Raw genomic sequence first — 14,304 nt, 5'->3', positions numbered from 1 at the left:
AGCTGTTGGTTGTCTTGCCTGGGCAATCTAATCAGACAACCAGTCGATGGTGTTGCACCCCGAGGGTTGCAGACGCTGATCGGCTTCTTCACGATTTCGACAAGGTCTGAGATCACATTGGGCGACTTGTCCTTGGGCATGCCAGCTCGTCTGTTTCAACAGAGCCTTTTCAAGTGTTGAATCATCGCTCCAGCAAACTAAAATGCTGGATTGCCTCTTGACATGTTCGGGGCTAGAGCCAGGAAGATCACGAATATCGTCAAGGCAAAAACTGAAGCCCACTCCTCCAGCATTCAGCTCGCCTTCGCCACAACGTTGCACGAGGCCGTCATAGCGCCCGCCGCGGGCAATCACAACGGGAGCTGACACACCCTGGCAAACCAACTGAAACACCAAACCGTCATACAGCTCGTGATGCGGATGAAAGGTTGGGTCCAATTGAAGGGTCAACGATTGTTGTTCGGCGAGTGGACTGAGATGCAGAAACAATCGTTTCAAGTCATTGAGCACTGGCTGTGACCCGAAACTTTCTCCCAAAAGATCAAGAATGGTCTGGGGTGTACCACGACAGTCCAGTAAGTTCAGCAACCGTTTGAGATCCGACGCCTCCAGCCCCATGGCTTCGAGTCCGAGTCGGTCATATTGAATTAAGCAAGTGCGAATCTCTTCCCGTATCGGAGGTTCAAAAGGAGCCAACACCAATTCCATCAAGGACGTGTGACCAATCAAGAGTTGGGGTTGATGCTCACCAAGCAGCGAGAGAGCATTCATCGCTTCTAGAAGCAAGGTGAGAAGTTCGAGTTCTGCTGCCAGATCCTTAACGCCAAAGAGCTCCACACCACTGTGCAGTTTTTCCTCGATGCACAGTCCTCCCTCTTCAGCCGTCCGACTCTCGAAAATAGTTCCGCAAGCACAGAGACGTAGAGGTCTCGGTCGATCTTTGAGTCTTGTGCAGGCAGCTCTAGCAATGGAAGCTGTCATCTCTGGTCGAAGACCCAGGGGGTCATCGGCCACAAGTCGAACAACGTCATGACTGGCAATCGCACCCCCCGCCATCAGTGTGTCGAGCCGTTCCACCTGCGGGGGCGACACCTCGTCGTATCCCCAATGGCGATAGACCATCGCCAACTGTTCTCTCAAATGCTGATTCTGTTGGACCTGCTTCGGATTCAGATCTCGAGCGCCCGTGGCGGGTTGCAGGGCCATCCAGCTAGTCAACAAATCACGAACAGTGATCCTATGACTGCCGATCCTCAAGCTCCATAAAGCTTGGGTTCCAAGGCGGTCACCCGTGAGAGTTCTTGCTTGAGGGGGAGATGGAGCCCTGGTGATGTCGCAAGAATCCTGCCTTCCCGCACATCAAAGGCGGAATCTTTGTAATCACCAACACAACCACCAGCACAGGCCACCAATGCGGCACCTGCCGCAAGATCCCAGGGAGCCAAACCCCGCTCCCAATAGCCGTCCAGGCGTCCAGTTGCCACAAAAGCCAGGTCAACAGCAGCGGCACCACCCCGACGAACACCGCGACAACGATGGGTTAGCCAACAAAACTCGGCGTAATTGTTGTCGATTCGCTCATGCCTGTCGTAAGCGAATCCCGTGACAAGAAGACTGTCTTGCAAAGAGCTGCAGTCACTGACCTGAATCGGAGCATCGTTGACAAAGCTCCCTTGATTGGGAGAACACCAATAGGTTTCGTTGAGGAATGGAACGGCCACGGAACCCAGCAGGGGCTTCGCCTTCCAGATCAAGCCCACAGACGTGGCGAAGAATGGATAACCGTGGGCAAAGTTTGTCGTTCCATCGAGAGGATCCACGCACCAACACAACGATCCCGGCGTACCACTGGATCCCGATTCTTCCGCAAGGATCGAAATGGTGGGAGTGTGTTCTCTTAAGTAGTCGAGAACCACTTTTTCAGCAGCCACATCGGCGTTGGTGACCAAATCACCCACACGACCCTTGCTTTCGATGCTGCTGAGGCGTCCGTAATGCTGCATCAGCACCGCTGCTCCCAGGTTGGATGCAGAGCGGGCTACCTCAGCAAGCGTTTGCTGCGTGGAATCATCGAGTTCTGCATCGAGGGCAACCTGTCGGCAATCAAGCATGGGAGTCATCACTCATCCTCCAAAGGAAGGCCAGGGCGAACCTGACCACGTCCGAAATGACGTCCAAACTGAAGCTCATAGACCTCATCCTCATCTTGCGTGATCGCTTCAAGGGGACCCATGGCTCTTGCCACGCAAAGCAAGCCATATCCCTGTTGCCTGAGCTCTTTTGAGAGTCCCATGGCCTCTGTTTGATCCAGAGATCCCTTTTGCACCTTCACCGCGCAGGACGTACAGCAGCCATTCCGACACGAGAAAGGAAGCGGATCACCCTGCTGCTCGAAGCTTTGGAGGATGTACTCCCCCTCAGGAACCTGATGGGTAATCGTCCGTCCAGCCTGGGGCCAGTGAATTGTGACTGTGTGATTTGGTCTCATATCAGGCCCTCAGGAAACGCCCTGCTACATTCTCATCTCAGCCACTGGAGAGGTGGCCGAGTGGTCGAAGGCGCAGCACTGGAAATGCTGTATAGGGGCAACTCTATCGAGGGTTCGAATCCCTCCCTCTCCGTTCAAGCTCCTCACTCCCTTGCTTCGCAAGGGTTTTTTTATGGGAACTCCCTTCTGCAAAGGGGGACGTTCCACCAAGAAATGGTCATGAAGGACGTTTTATCAAGGAATGACCATGAAGGACGTGCCACCAAAACCGGCTTAAGACTGAGAAAACTAAAACAACAAAATCGAAGCATTCATTGTCGTCAACACATCCAAGGGCTAGGAATTACTTTCAGGCAAAAATAACAGCAACATACAGTCGGCAATCCATCATTTCAAGAACGAGAAAATATTTATTGAAAAATGTATAAAAAGTACTCACAACTTTACGCAAGACACGCAAATGCAAAAAACATAGAAATACAGGCATCAACTCACAAGATATTTATTTTTCCTAAGCAAATCAAGTACAACAATTAAACACCGTAAGATCACTTGCCCACGCACATCTACAGACTTGCAAAAGTCAAATTCTAGTTTTGAATTCTAGTTCAACGTGCACTGGGTAAGTACTCTTTTTCTCGCCTAAATCACTCATGCCAAATCACTCCTCTGGGCTACTTGTAAACGAAGCATCAAATAGGAAAACTCAAATTTCCTTTGCAAGCAATTCTGGCACCAAGAATGGGACGGCATTGACGAACGCAGAGTATAGAAAAAAACATTGCCTAAACATGAAGGTCAGCATCGGTCCTAGATCCCACGAAAATTGTCCATTTGGAGTGACATTTCAGGAATTCCATCCATCTAATCCTGAAGCACATGAAATAGCTATTGCAGCGACTTATAAGCAAATATTCGGGAATTTAGGACTTACACAATCACAAAGGATGCCAGAACTGGATGCGCAGCTATTGGATGGTCGCATCACTGTAAGAACGATGGTGAAGGCCTTAGCCAAAACAGAAGTCTACAAACAAGTTTATTTTTATCAAGTCTCACCATGGCGATCTATTGAACTGCTTTTTAAGCACCTCCTAGGGAGATCACCCATCTGCAGAGAAGAAGTTGCTACAAAAACAAAACATCTGCATGACTTCGGCTATGAGTCACTCGTGGACAGCTTTGTCGATTCCGCAGAATATATAGAAGTCTTTGGAGATTCGATTGTTCCTCACAAAAGGGCCTTCAAGTCAGAAGCTGGTATGAGAACGATTGTCTTTAAATCATCCTTAGAAATGCATAACCGAGAGGCATCAAGTGATAGCGCATTAGGAACAAGAGCCCTTACTCAGCCAATTTTGCTAAAAAGAAGCAATATCTCCCTATTCAAAGGATCGAATTTATCGATATCAAAGACCACAAGATTCTGGGAAGTGCCAACAACCAGCAAAAGAGTTTACTGGTAAGTAGTCGTTAATCAAAGGCCCTTCTCCGAAGGGCCACCAAATCATCATTAGACGCATCATCAACCAAAGCGTCCAGAAACATAATCTTGGGTGGCCTGCTGCGCTGGAGCATTAAAAATTTTGTCTGTATCATTGAATTCAACGAGATAGCCTACTTTCCCTGAGCCCCCTTCAAGAGCCTCAGCATTAAAGAACGCTGTCATATCACTCACACGAACAGCTTGCTGCATGTTGTGAGTCACAATCACAATCGTGAAACTCTTCTTGAGCTCATGGATGGTTTCCTCAATCTTCAAGGTTGAGATGGGATCAAGTGCAGAACAGGGCTCATCCATCAAAATAACTTCAGGCTCTATCGCGATGGTGCGTGCAATACAAAGACGCTGCTGTTGACCACCTGAAAGTGAATTTCCACTCTCTTTGAGCTTGTCCTTGCATTCATCCCATATGGCTGCTTGGCGTAATGATTTTTCTACTAATTCATCCATATTGCCGTTATATCCGTTAATACGTGCTCCAAAGGCTATGTTTTCATAAATGCTTTTCGGAAAAGGATTAGGTTGCTGAAAAACCATTCCGATTCGCCGCCGGACTTCCACAGGGTCAACATCTGGAGCGTACAAATCCGCTCCATCAAAAAGTATTCTTCCATGAAGAGAGCATCCCTCAATCAAGTCATTCATACGATTAAGGGCACGTAATAATGTCGACTTACCGCAACCTGAAGGTCCAATAAAGGCCGTTACTTGCCCTCTCGGGATATCACAAAATACATTCTTTAAGGCTTCAAAATCACCATAGCTAATGGTTGCATTCTGAATTGATATGCAAACATCAGAATTCGGATTGGGTAACTCTGGAGAAGATGAAGCGGTCATGAATGGAAAGAGCGTTGAGTCTGCAAGTGAGTTGCTAAAACGCCGTTGAGCGTGCGTTTCATTGATTGGCTATCCTCCCGAGCCAACGAGCCAGCAGGTTCAGTGCAAGTATGAACACCACAAGGATAAAGGAAGCAGCCCAAGCGAGTTGATTTTGAACATCGTAAGGCTGGGCTGAAAAATTATAAATTAAGACAGATAGAGTTGCAATTGGTTCGAAGATCCCATTCGGCCAAAAAGGTGAAAACAGCGCTGTAAAAATCAAAGGTGCTGTTTCACCAGCCGCTCTAGCAATCGACAACACCACTCCTGTTGCAATGGGGGTAAAAGCCTTGGGGAGAGTGATTTGGCTCACGGTCACGAAGTGGGATGCCCCGACGCCAAAAGCAGCACGCCTGAGGTCGTTAGAGACAAGTTTCAAGCCTTCATCCGTTGTTTTGACCACGGTGGGAAGCATCAGGACAGAAAGGGCTGCTCCTCCTGCAATTGCGCTGAAGGTATGGCCAAAAAGGATTCGTGTAGAAACAATCACTCCATAAATGAAAACACCGGCAATGATTGATGGCACCCCAGCGAGAACATTGGTGCCAAATCGAATAAATTGAGAAAATCCCTTGCCAGTGGAGTACTCAGCCAAGTAAATTCCACCTCCAACGCCAATGGGAATGGCGAGCATTGTGGCAATAGCTGTCACAACAATACTGCCAAGAATTGCATTGCCAACACCGCCACCTGATCCCCCTGGAGGCGGAGGAAGTTGGGTAAAAAGATCAATGTTTAAACTTGCCACTCCCTTGATCAGAATATAAATAAGAACGGCGATCAGGGGTAAGACAGCCAAACAAGCAAAAACTCCCGCCAAGAACGACAACAGTCGGCTACTGATATTGCGCTTTCTCCAGCTTTTGTAGCTCAGATCGGGAATGCCTTCAGCAGACCTTTCGATGGAGGAATATTTCATATTTTAATACTTAAGACTCAGACGTTTCACAAGCCATTGAGCCATAATGTTGACAATTAAAGTCATAACCATCAAGACGAAAGCTGCGTACATAAGGGAGGAGAGCTGTCCTACATCTGCTTCCCCAAACTGGTTCGCAAGCATGGCTGAAATGGTATTTCCGGGAGCCAACAATGACCAACTAAAAACATTGGAGTTTCCAATGATCATTGTGACGGCCATGGTTTCTCCCATGGCTCTGCCGAGAGCGAGCATCACTCCACCAACGATTCCTGATACAGCCGCAGGGAGTATCACGTTCAAAATCGCTCCCCATCGAGTCGCACCAACGCCATAGGCAGCTTGGCGCAGTCTCATCGGCACTTGATTTAATGAATCGCGAGCAATAGCTGTAATAATCGGTAAAATCATCACAACAAGAATCAAAATTGCTGGTGCAATACCTGGTCCCAATGGCTCCGTACTAAAGAAGGGAATCCAGCCGAAATCCTCATAGAGAAACATGAGAAATGGGTGAATAAATGGCTCTAAGATAAAGATCGCCCACAACCCCAAGACCACTGAAGGGATGGCCGCCAGGAGCTCAACCATTAAGCCAATAATATTTCTGATTTTAAGCGGAATAATATTTTCAGTAATAAATATTGCCGTGCCTACACCCAAAGGAACAGCAATCACTAGTGCCAAAAGAGAAGTAACGAGCGTTCCATAAATTGCCGTGAAAGCACCATATTCGTCATCAACAGGATTCCAGTTGGACGTGACCAAAAACGACAGTCCGTAGCGCCCCATCGACTCCAACGATCCCCAGAACACCACCACAAGGATGGAGATGAGGATCAGCGCAACCATGGAGGCCATGACGACGACGAGCTTCTTGAAACTGCCATCCACCAACTTTTCAGCCGGTGGTCTGCTTCGAAGCAGATATTGAGCCTTGAATTGGTTCACTCTGCTGGCAGACAGATTGCGGAACCGTACCCGCGCGCCGGCTGTTTTGCAGGTAAGCGAAAGAACACCACAGAATTCCTCCGCATAAGAGCTTGGTGATTGGAGTTTGGACCGTTAGCTTGGAGACACCAAATGCGCGGTTATGGGCCGGATCGTCGGAATCGACCTGGGAACCACGAATTCCGTCGTCGCCGTGCTTGAGGCGGGTCGACCGGTGGTGATTGCCAACGCGGAAGGCACGAGGACCACGCCATCGGTTGTTGGCTACACCAAAGAGGATGAGCTGCTGGTAGGGCAGCCCGCTAGGCGTCAACTCGTTCTCAATCCTCGCAACACTTTTTCCAATCTCAAGCGTTTTGTTGGACGCGCCTGGGATGAACTCGACGACAACACACTCACCGTTCCTTACACCGTTCGTGCCAACAACCAGGGCAACGTTCGTGTGGCCTGTCCTCAGACCGAACGGGAATATGCACCGGAAGAGCTTGTCTCGAGCATCTTGCGCAAGCTTGTTGACGATGCCAGCACGTACCTAGGCGAAACGGTTGACGCCGCCGTTCTCACCGTTCCGGCCTATTTCAATGATGCCCAGCGTCAGGCGACGCGGGATGCGGGACGCCTCGCCGGCTTATCGGTGGAACGGATTCTCAATGAGCCCACGGCTGCAGCCCTGGCCTATGGCTTTGATCGCAGTGCTGTTCGTCGTGTTCTTGTCTTCGACCTGGGTGGAGGGACCTTTGATGTGTCGCTGCTTCGGATCGCCAATGGTGTTTTCGATGTAAAGGCCACCAACGGCGACACCCAATTGGGTGGCAATGACTTTGATCAACTCATCGTTGATTGGCTTGCTGATGCCTTCCTCCAACAACATCAAATTGATCTGCGCAGGGATCGCCAAGCGCTTCAACGTCTCACTGAAGCGGCCGAAAAAGCCAAGCAGGAACTCTCAGGCGTTTCGACCACACCGATCTCCCTGCCCTTTATTGCCACCGGTCAGGAAGGCCCCCTTCATATCGAGACCACTCTCGATCGCAAAACGTTTGAAGGACTCTGTCCTGATCTGCTTGATCGACTGCTAACCCCCGTTCAGGCAGCGCTTCGAGACTCAGGCTGGCTCGCAGAAGACATTGATGACGTGGTGCTTGTGGGTGGCAGCACACGGATGCCCATGGTGATGCAGCTCGTGAGAACGTTGATCCCCCATGACCCCTGTCAGTCCGTCAACCCTGATGAGGTGGTTGCTGTGGGTGCCGCCGTTCAAGCCGGAATCATCACCGGTGAGCTGAGAGATCTGCTTCTCAACGACATCACACCTCTTTCCCTTGGATTGGAAACCGTGGGAGGACTCATGAAGGTCCTGATTCCTCGAAATACGCCAATTCCAGTGCGTCAATCCGACGTGTTCAGCACCTCTGGTGCCAATCAATCGTCTGTGGAAATTCATGTTTGGCAAGGTGAGCGTCAAATGGCGCAAGACAACAAGTCCTTAGGCCGTTTCCGCTTATCAGGGATTCCACCTGCCCCCCGTGGTGTCCCTCAGATCCAAGTTGCGTTTGACATCGATGCCAACGGAATTCTTCAAGTGAGTGCAACAGATCGCACCACGGGTCGAAAGCAATCCGTCACGATTCAAGGGGGCTCGAATCTCAATGAAGACGAATTGCAAGCACTCCTCGCCGAGGCGGAAGCTCGCTCCGATGAAGATCGCCGCAAGCGTGCTGCGATTGAGCGGCGCAATTCAGCCCTGACGTTGGTGGCGCAAGCAGAGCGACGTTTGCGTGATGCAGCCCTTGAGCTTGGTCCCTATGGCGCCGAACGGCAGCAGAGGAGCGTAGAAATGGCGATGCGTGATGTTCAGGATCTGCTCGAGCAGGATGATCCGCAACAGTTGGAAATGGGCGTGAGTGGCCTGCAAGAAGCCCTCTTCGGGTTAAACCGCCGTCTCTCTGCAGAACGAAGCAGCGAGGCGGGGCCTTTGCAGGGCATTCGCAGCACTCTCGGAACGCTCAAAGACGAACTCTTCGCAGACGATGATTGGGATGATGACCCTTGGTCCACGGGCAACACCCGTTCCGATGAACGCATGAGAAGTGGACGTCGCGGAATCGACCCCTGGGATGATGACTTCTATCGCTGAGCCCGATTATTGGGCCCTCCTTGGTCTTGATCCAGGCAGTGACGGAGACTCGCTGAAGAGAGCCTTCAGGCGCGAAGCAAGGCGTTGGCACCCGGATCTCAACGGGAACGATCGCCAGGCGGAAGAGCGCTTCAAACTCGTCAATGAGGCCTATGCCGTCCTCAGTGATCACGACAGGCGCGTCGCCTGGGAGCGTCAACGCAACGGTCGAAGTCCCAGCCAAGACCCATTTGCTTCAGGGTTTCCTGATTTCGAGGAGTATCTCGCCGTTGTTTTGGGCATCGGTGATCCTCCAGCGCCTGATCGTGTCGAATCCACACACAACGCTGATCAACAGCAAACGGAGCACAGACCAGCCCCATCTCCCCAACCTCCCCCACCTGTTCGCTCGCAGGACAATCTCGAAACAACGGTTGTGCTGACCCCTGACCAGGCCCTTCACGGCACTGCTGTGAACCTGGAGCTCTCCGACGGAACGGTGATCGAGGTGGATACACCTCCCTTTGCGGGGGATGGCTGGCGCCTCCGCTTAGAGGGAGTGGCACCGGGTGGACGGGATCATTTTTTGCAGTTGCAAGTGGTCACCGAGGAGGGCCTACGCATTGATGGATTGCGCGTGCTGTACCGCTTGGAACTGTTTCCACCGGATGCAGCCCTTGGATGCGCGGTGGATGTTCCAACGCTGTCCGGATCCGTGACCCTTCAAGTCCCTCCAGGTTCATCGAGCGGTCGCCTGCTGCGACTTCGCGAACGTGGCCTCGTCTGGAACGACCGCCAAGGAGATCAGCTGGTGGAGGTGGTCATCGTGATTCCTGCCCATCTGAACGATGACGAACAAGCCCTCTACCAGAGGCTTCAGGAACTGAGCTTGGATCAAGGGCGGATCTGATCCAGGACTTTCGATGAGAGACTGAAGGCGACCTCAATCAGCTCATGCTCGTTCACGTCCTTCTTTACGACGCCGGTCAGGACAGTGAGGGCATTCATTCCCTTGAGTTGTCTGGCCAGACCGTGGTTTTGATGTTTGAAAACTGCGACGATGCCGAACGCTATGCAGGCCTGCTAGAGGCCCAGGACTTCCCAACTCCCACGGTCGAAGCCCTCGATCAACACGAGGTGGAACTCTTCTGCACAGAGGCTGGGTATGAGGCGCGACTGGTCGAAACTGGCTTCGTACCCACATCGGACGATGAGCGCTTGATGCTGGCTCCTCCGAGCTCCAATCGAGACGTCAGTAATTGGCAATCTGAAGATCCATCTGTCGATTCATCTGTCGATCCATCCAGCGACAGCGTTCCGTCATCCAGCGCGAATGATGGACTGGATGATGTCCGCCGTCGTCTGGAGGGTTTGTTGTGAATCCTTCTGAAAATCGGGGTTATCTCACAACAGAGCAGTCGAACCCCCGCAGCACTGATTTGGACGTGTTGTCCACCAATGCGCTGGTCAAGCTGTTCATCGACGAAGATCGCAAACCTCAATTGGCGGTTGAAGGCGCGTCTGAAGCTCTCAGTGCTGCCGTCGATGCTGTGGCCATGCGCTTAAGCAAAGGCGGACGGCTGTTTTACCTCGGAGCAGGAACATCGGGCCGCCTTGGCGTGTTGGATGCCGCTGAATGTCCTCCCACCTTTTGCAGTCCACCCGAACTGGTACAGGGTGTTTTGGCGGGGGGTGCTCCGGCCCTTCTTCGTAGTTCAGAGGGCCTTGAGGATCTTGAAACAGCGGGGGTTGACGACCTCAAAAGCCATCAATTCGGATCGGATGACTGCCTGGTCGGCATTGCCGCTGGTGGCACCACGCCCTATGTCCGTGGTGCACTCCAATACGCCTTGGAGTTAGATGCGCTGGCCATTGCCATGGCCTGCGTTCCTGCAGAACAAGCACCCATGCCTTGCCACCTGGATATCCGCTTAATCACGGGACCAGAGCTGCTGACTGGATCAACGCGTTTGAAGGCGGGAACCGCCACAAAAATGGCACTCAACATCCTTTCCACCGGGGTGATGGTGAAGTTGGGAAAGGTGTATGGAAACCGCATGGTCGATGTCGCAGCGAGCAACAGCAAGCTGGTCGACCGCTCGCTCAGAATTTTGAGCGATCTCGGTGGTCTGTCGCGTGAGCAAGGGCTTCCCCTGCTGACGGAAGCCAAGGGATCGGTGAAACGAGCACTGGTCATGGCGGCTGGATCCATGGATCTTCAAGAGGCTGAAGCCCTGCTTGGTGATTACGACGGAAACCTGCGCAAGGCCCTTGGTTCAATCGGAATCACCCTGCAGTCCACGGCTCATTGAGCTTGAGCGCTTGCGGGCCCCCAATAGGCACTCGTAAACAAATCCAGACGGGTCCTGGTCGCGGCTGGAACGGCATCAGGAGGCGTCATCAAGGCATCTTTAAGGGCGTGATGGGCAGGGGAAGAAGGACGTTCACGGCCTAATTTCTCCATGAGAGCGAAGAGGATCGGCCCCGTCGCAGTGGCATTGGCCTTGAGGTTGTCAATGATCATTTCAACGGTCACTGCATCGTGCTCCGTATGCCAACAATCGAAATCGGTCACCATGCTGAGAGAGGCATAGGCAATTTCGGCTTCGCGTGCCAAACGGGCTTCGGTGTGGTTCGTCATGCCAATCACATCACAACCCCAATTGCGATAGAGCTCACTTTCTGCTTTGGTCGAGAAAGCCGGACCCTCCATGCACAGGTAGGTTCCACCGCGATGCAGCTTGTGTCCGGACGGCATCTCGTTCGTTGCTGCTGCTGCAAGCAGATCACTCAGGCGCTCACAAAAGGGTTGCGCCAGGCTGACGTGGGCCACACAGCCATCGCCAAAGAACGATTGCGGCCTCTGCCTCGTTCTGTCGATGAACTGATTGGGAACAACCATGTCGCGAGGGCGCAGATGCTCCTGAAGAGATCCCACGGCAGAGACCGAGATCAACCAACGCACCCCTAAGGAGCGCATCGCCCAGATATTGGCTCGGTAGGGAACTTCGCTGGGAAGCAGGTGATGCGAGCGCCCATGGCGGGCAAGAAAGACCACCTCAACGCCATTCAGTTGACCGACGCGCAAACAATCAGAAGGAACGCCGAATGGGGTGTCCAATGTGACCTCTTCAACCGATTCGAGCCCATCAATCGCATACAAACCACTGCCACCGATGACACCCACTCGAGCGTCTTGGAGGGAGGAATGGAGTGTGGACATGCTTTAGGGAAGGCGCACATTGTCACTCATCTTGCTCGCTTGCCTAAGATTCGTTTTTGCCTTTGGTGCCTTGACGACAGTCCTGATGAAAACGGATGCCGGCCAGATCAAGCTGGAAATGTTCGATCAAGATGCGCCGAACACCGTCGCCAATTTTGTGAAGCTCGCGCGCGAAGGTTTCTACGACGGTCTTGCCTTCCACCGCGTCATTGATGGTTTTATGGCCCAGGGTGGATGCCCCAATAGCCGTGAGGGAGCCAAAGGGATGCCTGGAACGGGTGGTCCTGGTTACACCATCAATTGCGAAATCAACAGCCGGAAGCATGCTCCAGGCATTCTTTCCATGGCCCACGCCGGTAAGAACACGGGCGGAAGTCAGTTCTTCATCGTCCATGAGGCACAGCCCCACCTCGACGGCGTTCACACCGTGTTTGGACAAACCGGAGACATGGATGTGGTTCTTGCCTTGAAAAACGGCAGTCGTATTGAAAGTGTGACGGTGACCGACTGATCCGTTAGGACCAATGAATCAGAATCGGCCGGTCAGAGGTCTCTGACCAGCCGATTTTTTTGTTGTTCCGCAACGAAGCCAAATCCATTTCTTCGCGATTGAGTTGCAAAGACGGATGGAGGCGCTGTTCGGCTTTGGCCGTTTTTAAGAGTCCGAGTCTCTTTGTTTCCGGCCAAGACGCCAAGGTATTCAGAAACTGCTCAATCGCCGATGTTTCGCCTGAAACAGCCCAAACGAATTGAGGGCGTTCCCAGAGCGCAAGCAACCTTGGTGTTTGTTCTGGGAGGAGGCTAAGGCTTAATTTTGAAGCTAATATCTCTGCCCTATGCAGAAGATCCGGCAACTCAGCGATCAGGTCTTCACCACAATCCCAGGCTAGAGTTACAACATTTGCCGCGTTTTTTTCATTAAATAGGTGCCCCAATTTGTCGCGCTTTGTGGCTAAATAATTCGCATTATGATCGCCCGGATTAATGATAAGAGGAATTCGACTGACCACTTCCAGCCCATAGCCACCAAGTCCTGCAATTTTTCGTGGATTGTTGGTCAGGAGCCTTAGGCGATGAATCCCCAGATCACCCAGAATTTGAGCACCCACTCCGTAATTGCGCAGATCTGCTCCAAATCCAAGCTTCTCGTTCGCTTCGACGGTGTCGAGACCTCCGTCTTGGAGGCTATAGGCCTTCAACTTATTGATCAGGCCAATCCCACGGCCTTCTTGCCTTAAATACACAACAACACCTTCACCTTCCTGCTCGATTTGCGATAACGCGGCCTCAAGTTGTGGTCTGCAGTCACAACGCAGAGAACCAAAGGCATCACCCGTGAGGCACTCCGAGTGCATGCGAACCAAAACAGGTTCTTGCAATTGCCCAGGCACTCCTTTCACCAGAGCAACATGCTCACTGTTGTCCAGTTCATTGCGAAATCCGATCGCCTGGAACTGTCCGAACTGACTGGGCATCACAGCCTGAGCATGTCGACGCACGAAACGTTCGTTCTGCAGCCTGTAGCTGATGAGGTCAGCAATGCTGATCAGCCGCAATCCAAATTGTTTGGCGTAGTCCTGAAGTTCTGGCAGACGGGCCATCGACCCATCGGAATTCTGAATTTCACAAATCACCCCCGATGGAATCAGTCCAGCGAGCTGGGCAAGATCAACAGCAGCTTCCGTATGTCCTGCCCGCTTAAGCACCCCTCCAGAACGGGCCCTCAGCGGAAACACATGACCTGGACGCCTGAGATCGGATGGTTTCGCATCAGCCCGAAGCACAACTTGAATCGTTCGAGAGCGGTCCTCCGCAGAAATTCCGGTCGAGACGCCATGCTCTGGCCCGGCATCGATACTCACCGTGAACGCCGTCTGATTTTCATCGGTGTTGCGATCGACCATTAAGGGGAGGTCGAGGGCATCAAGACGATCTCCTTCGATTGCGAGACAGATCAAGCCCCGAGCCTCTTTGGCCATGAAATTGATCTGCTCTGGCGTCGCAAACTGCGACGCACAAATCAAATCTCCTTCGTTTTCGCGGCGTTCGTCATCGACCACAACAACGCACTCGCCATTACGGATGGCGTTGAGGGCGTCAGGGATGGAGTCAAAGATCGGATCCATGCCCTCGGCAGCTTCGGCTGAATGGCTCAGCGTTCTAGGTATCCAACAAGCTCTCATCATGATCGACGCCAGTACGATCAGCCGATCAATCTGCT

14 protein-coding genes and 1 tRNA gene are annotated in these 14,304 nt (G+C 52.1%); 7 read left to right on the top strand and 8 right to left on the bottom strand.

Annotation, left to right across the window (positions count from 1 at the left end; translation table 11 throughout):
- Positions 1-27: 27 nt before the first annotated feature.
- The 3 genes from SYN8016DRAFT_RS02260 to SYN8016DRAFT_RS02250 are packed head-to-tail and all read right to left on the bottom strand — an operon-like array spanning position 28 to position 2,488.
- Complete coding sequence (locus SYN8016DRAFT_RS02260; protein WP_006852610.1) at positions 28-1,206, bottom strand: ATP phosphoribosyltransferase regulatory subunit; 1,179 nt, start codon at positions 1,204-1,206, stop codon at positions 28-30.
- 47 nt (positions 1,207-1,253) lie between these two features.
- Positions 1,254-2,120 carry an inositol monophosphatase family protein gene (locus SYN8016DRAFT_RS02255; RefSeq protein ID WP_038013153.1) on the bottom strand — a complete coding sequence of 289 codons (867 nt, stop codon included), beginning with the start codon at positions 2,118-2,120 and terminating at the stop codon, positions 1,254-1,256.
- Positions 2,120-2,488 carry a 2Fe-2S iron-sulfur cluster-binding protein gene (locus SYN8016DRAFT_RS02250; protein ID WP_006852608.1) on the bottom strand — a complete coding sequence of 123 codons (369 nt, stop codon included), beginning with the start codon at positions 2,486-2,488 and terminating at the stop codon, positions 2,120-2,122. Before SYN8016DRAFT_RS02250 ends, SYN8016DRAFT_RS02255 begins: the two co-directional genes overlap by 1 nt.
- Positions 2,489-2,534: 46 nt before the next feature.
- On the opposite strand from SYN8016DRAFT_RS02250, the gene SYN8016DRAFT_RS02245 reads away from it, so the two are divergent.
- Positions 2,535-2,621: transfer RNA gene (locus SYN8016DRAFT_RS02245), tRNA-Ser, on the top strand.
- 520 nt (positions 2,622-3,141) lie between these two features.
- The gene (locus SYN8016DRAFT_RS02240) at positions 3,142-3,954 is read left to right on the top strand and encodes a phycobilisome rod-core linker polypeptide (protein WP_006852606.1); all 813 of its coding nucleotides are present in this window, start codon (positions 3,142-3,144) and stop codon (positions 3,952-3,954) included.
- Between the two features lie 59 nt (positions 3,955-4,013).
- Here the strand turns inward: SYN8016DRAFT_RS02240 and pstB are convergent, their stop codons facing one another.
- The 3 genes from pstB to pstC are packed head-to-tail and all read right to left on the bottom strand — an operon-like array spanning position 4,014 to position 6,744.
- Positions 4,014-4,832: a phosphate ABC transporter ATP-binding protein PstB gene (gene pstB, locus SYN8016DRAFT_RS02235; RefSeq protein WP_006852605.1), complete on the bottom strand. Its 819-nt coding sequence runs from the start codon at positions 4,830-4,832 to the stop codon at positions 4,014-4,016.
- Between the two features lie 58 nt (positions 4,833-4,890).
- Positions 4,891-5,793, bottom strand: a complete 903-nt coding sequence (pstA, locus tag SYN8016DRAFT_RS02230) for a phosphate ABC transporter permease PstA (RefSeq protein WP_006852604.1) — start codon at positions 5,791-5,793, stop codon at positions 4,891-4,893.
- 3 nt (positions 5,794-5,796) lie between these two features.
- On the bottom strand, positions 5,797-6,744 hold the full coding sequence (gene pstC / locus SYN8016DRAFT_RS02225) for a phosphate ABC transporter permease subunit PstC (protein ID WP_038013151.1): 948 nt from the start codon (positions 6,742-6,744) through the stop codon (positions 5,797-5,799).
- A gap of 142 nt (positions 6,745-6,886) precedes the next feature.
- Between pstC and dnaK the strand changes: the two genes are divergently transcribed.
- The 4 genes from dnaK to murQ are packed head-to-tail and all read left to right on the top strand — an operon-like array spanning position 6,887 to position 11,172.
- Positions 6,887-8,881, top strand: a complete 1,995-nt coding sequence (gene dnaK, locus SYN8016DRAFT_RS02220; protein WP_006852602.1) for a molecular chaperone DnaK — start codon at positions 6,887-6,889, stop codon at positions 8,879-8,881.
- Positions 8,865-9,770: a DnaJ C-terminal domain-containing protein gene (locus SYN8016DRAFT_RS02215; RefSeq protein ID WP_006852601.1), complete on the top strand. Its 906-nt coding sequence runs from the start codon at positions 8,865-8,867 to the stop codon at positions 9,768-9,770. Before dnaK ends, SYN8016DRAFT_RS02215 begins: the two co-directional genes overlap by 17 nt.
- A 44-nt stretch (positions 9,771-9,814) precedes the next feature.
- On the top strand, positions 9,815-10,240 hold the full coding sequence (locus tag SYN8016DRAFT_RS02210; protein ID WP_006852600.1) for a DUF3110 domain-containing protein: 426 nt from the start codon (positions 9,815-9,817) through the stop codon (positions 10,238-10,240).
- A complete protein-coding gene (murQ, locus tag SYN8016DRAFT_RS02205; RefSeq protein ID WP_006852599.1) occupies positions 10,237-11,172 on the top strand; it encodes an N-acetylmuramic acid 6-phosphate etherase in 936 nt (311 codons plus the stop codon). The genes SYN8016DRAFT_RS02210 and murQ overlap by 4 nt, the downstream gene beginning before the upstream one ends.
- Here murQ and mtnP read toward each other — a convergent pair.
- Complete coding sequence (gene mtnP, locus SYN8016DRAFT_RS02200; RefSeq protein WP_006852598.1) at positions 11,166-12,083, bottom strand: S-methyl-5'-thioadenosine phosphorylase; 918 nt, start codon at positions 12,081-12,083, stop codon at positions 11,166-11,168. The two genes, murQ and mtnP, sit on opposite strands and share 7 nt — an antisense overlap.
- A gap of 85 nt (positions 12,084-12,168) precedes the next feature.
- Between mtnP and SYN8016DRAFT_RS02195 the strand changes: the two genes are divergently transcribed.
- Positions 12,169-12,594: a peptidylprolyl isomerase gene (locus tag SYN8016DRAFT_RS02195; protein WP_006852597.1), complete on the top strand. Its 426-nt coding sequence runs from the start codon at positions 12,169-12,171 to the stop codon at positions 12,592-12,594.
- A 4-nt stretch (positions 12,595-12,598) separates the two neighbouring features.
- On the opposite strand, the gene ribBA is transcribed toward SYN8016DRAFT_RS02195, so the two are convergent.
- Positions 12,599-14,209, bottom strand: coding sequence for a bifunctional 3,4-dihydroxy-2-butanone-4-phosphate synthase/GTP cyclohydrolase II (gene ribBA, locus SYN8016DRAFT_RS02190; RefSeq protein WP_253909763.1), 1,611 nt, complete (start codon positions 14,207-14,209; stop codon positions 12,599-12,601).
- Between the last annotated feature and the right edge of the window lie 95 nt (positions 14,210-14,304).

Source organism: Synechococcus sp. WH 8016, assembly GCF_000230675.1.
Classification (GTDB): domain Bacteria; phylum Cyanobacteriota; class Cyanobacteriia; order PCC-6307; family Cyanobiaceae; genus Synechococcus_C.
The sequence above is the reverse complement of the archived record's forward strand: the minus strand, read 5'-3'. Positions and strand labels throughout refer to the sequence as shown.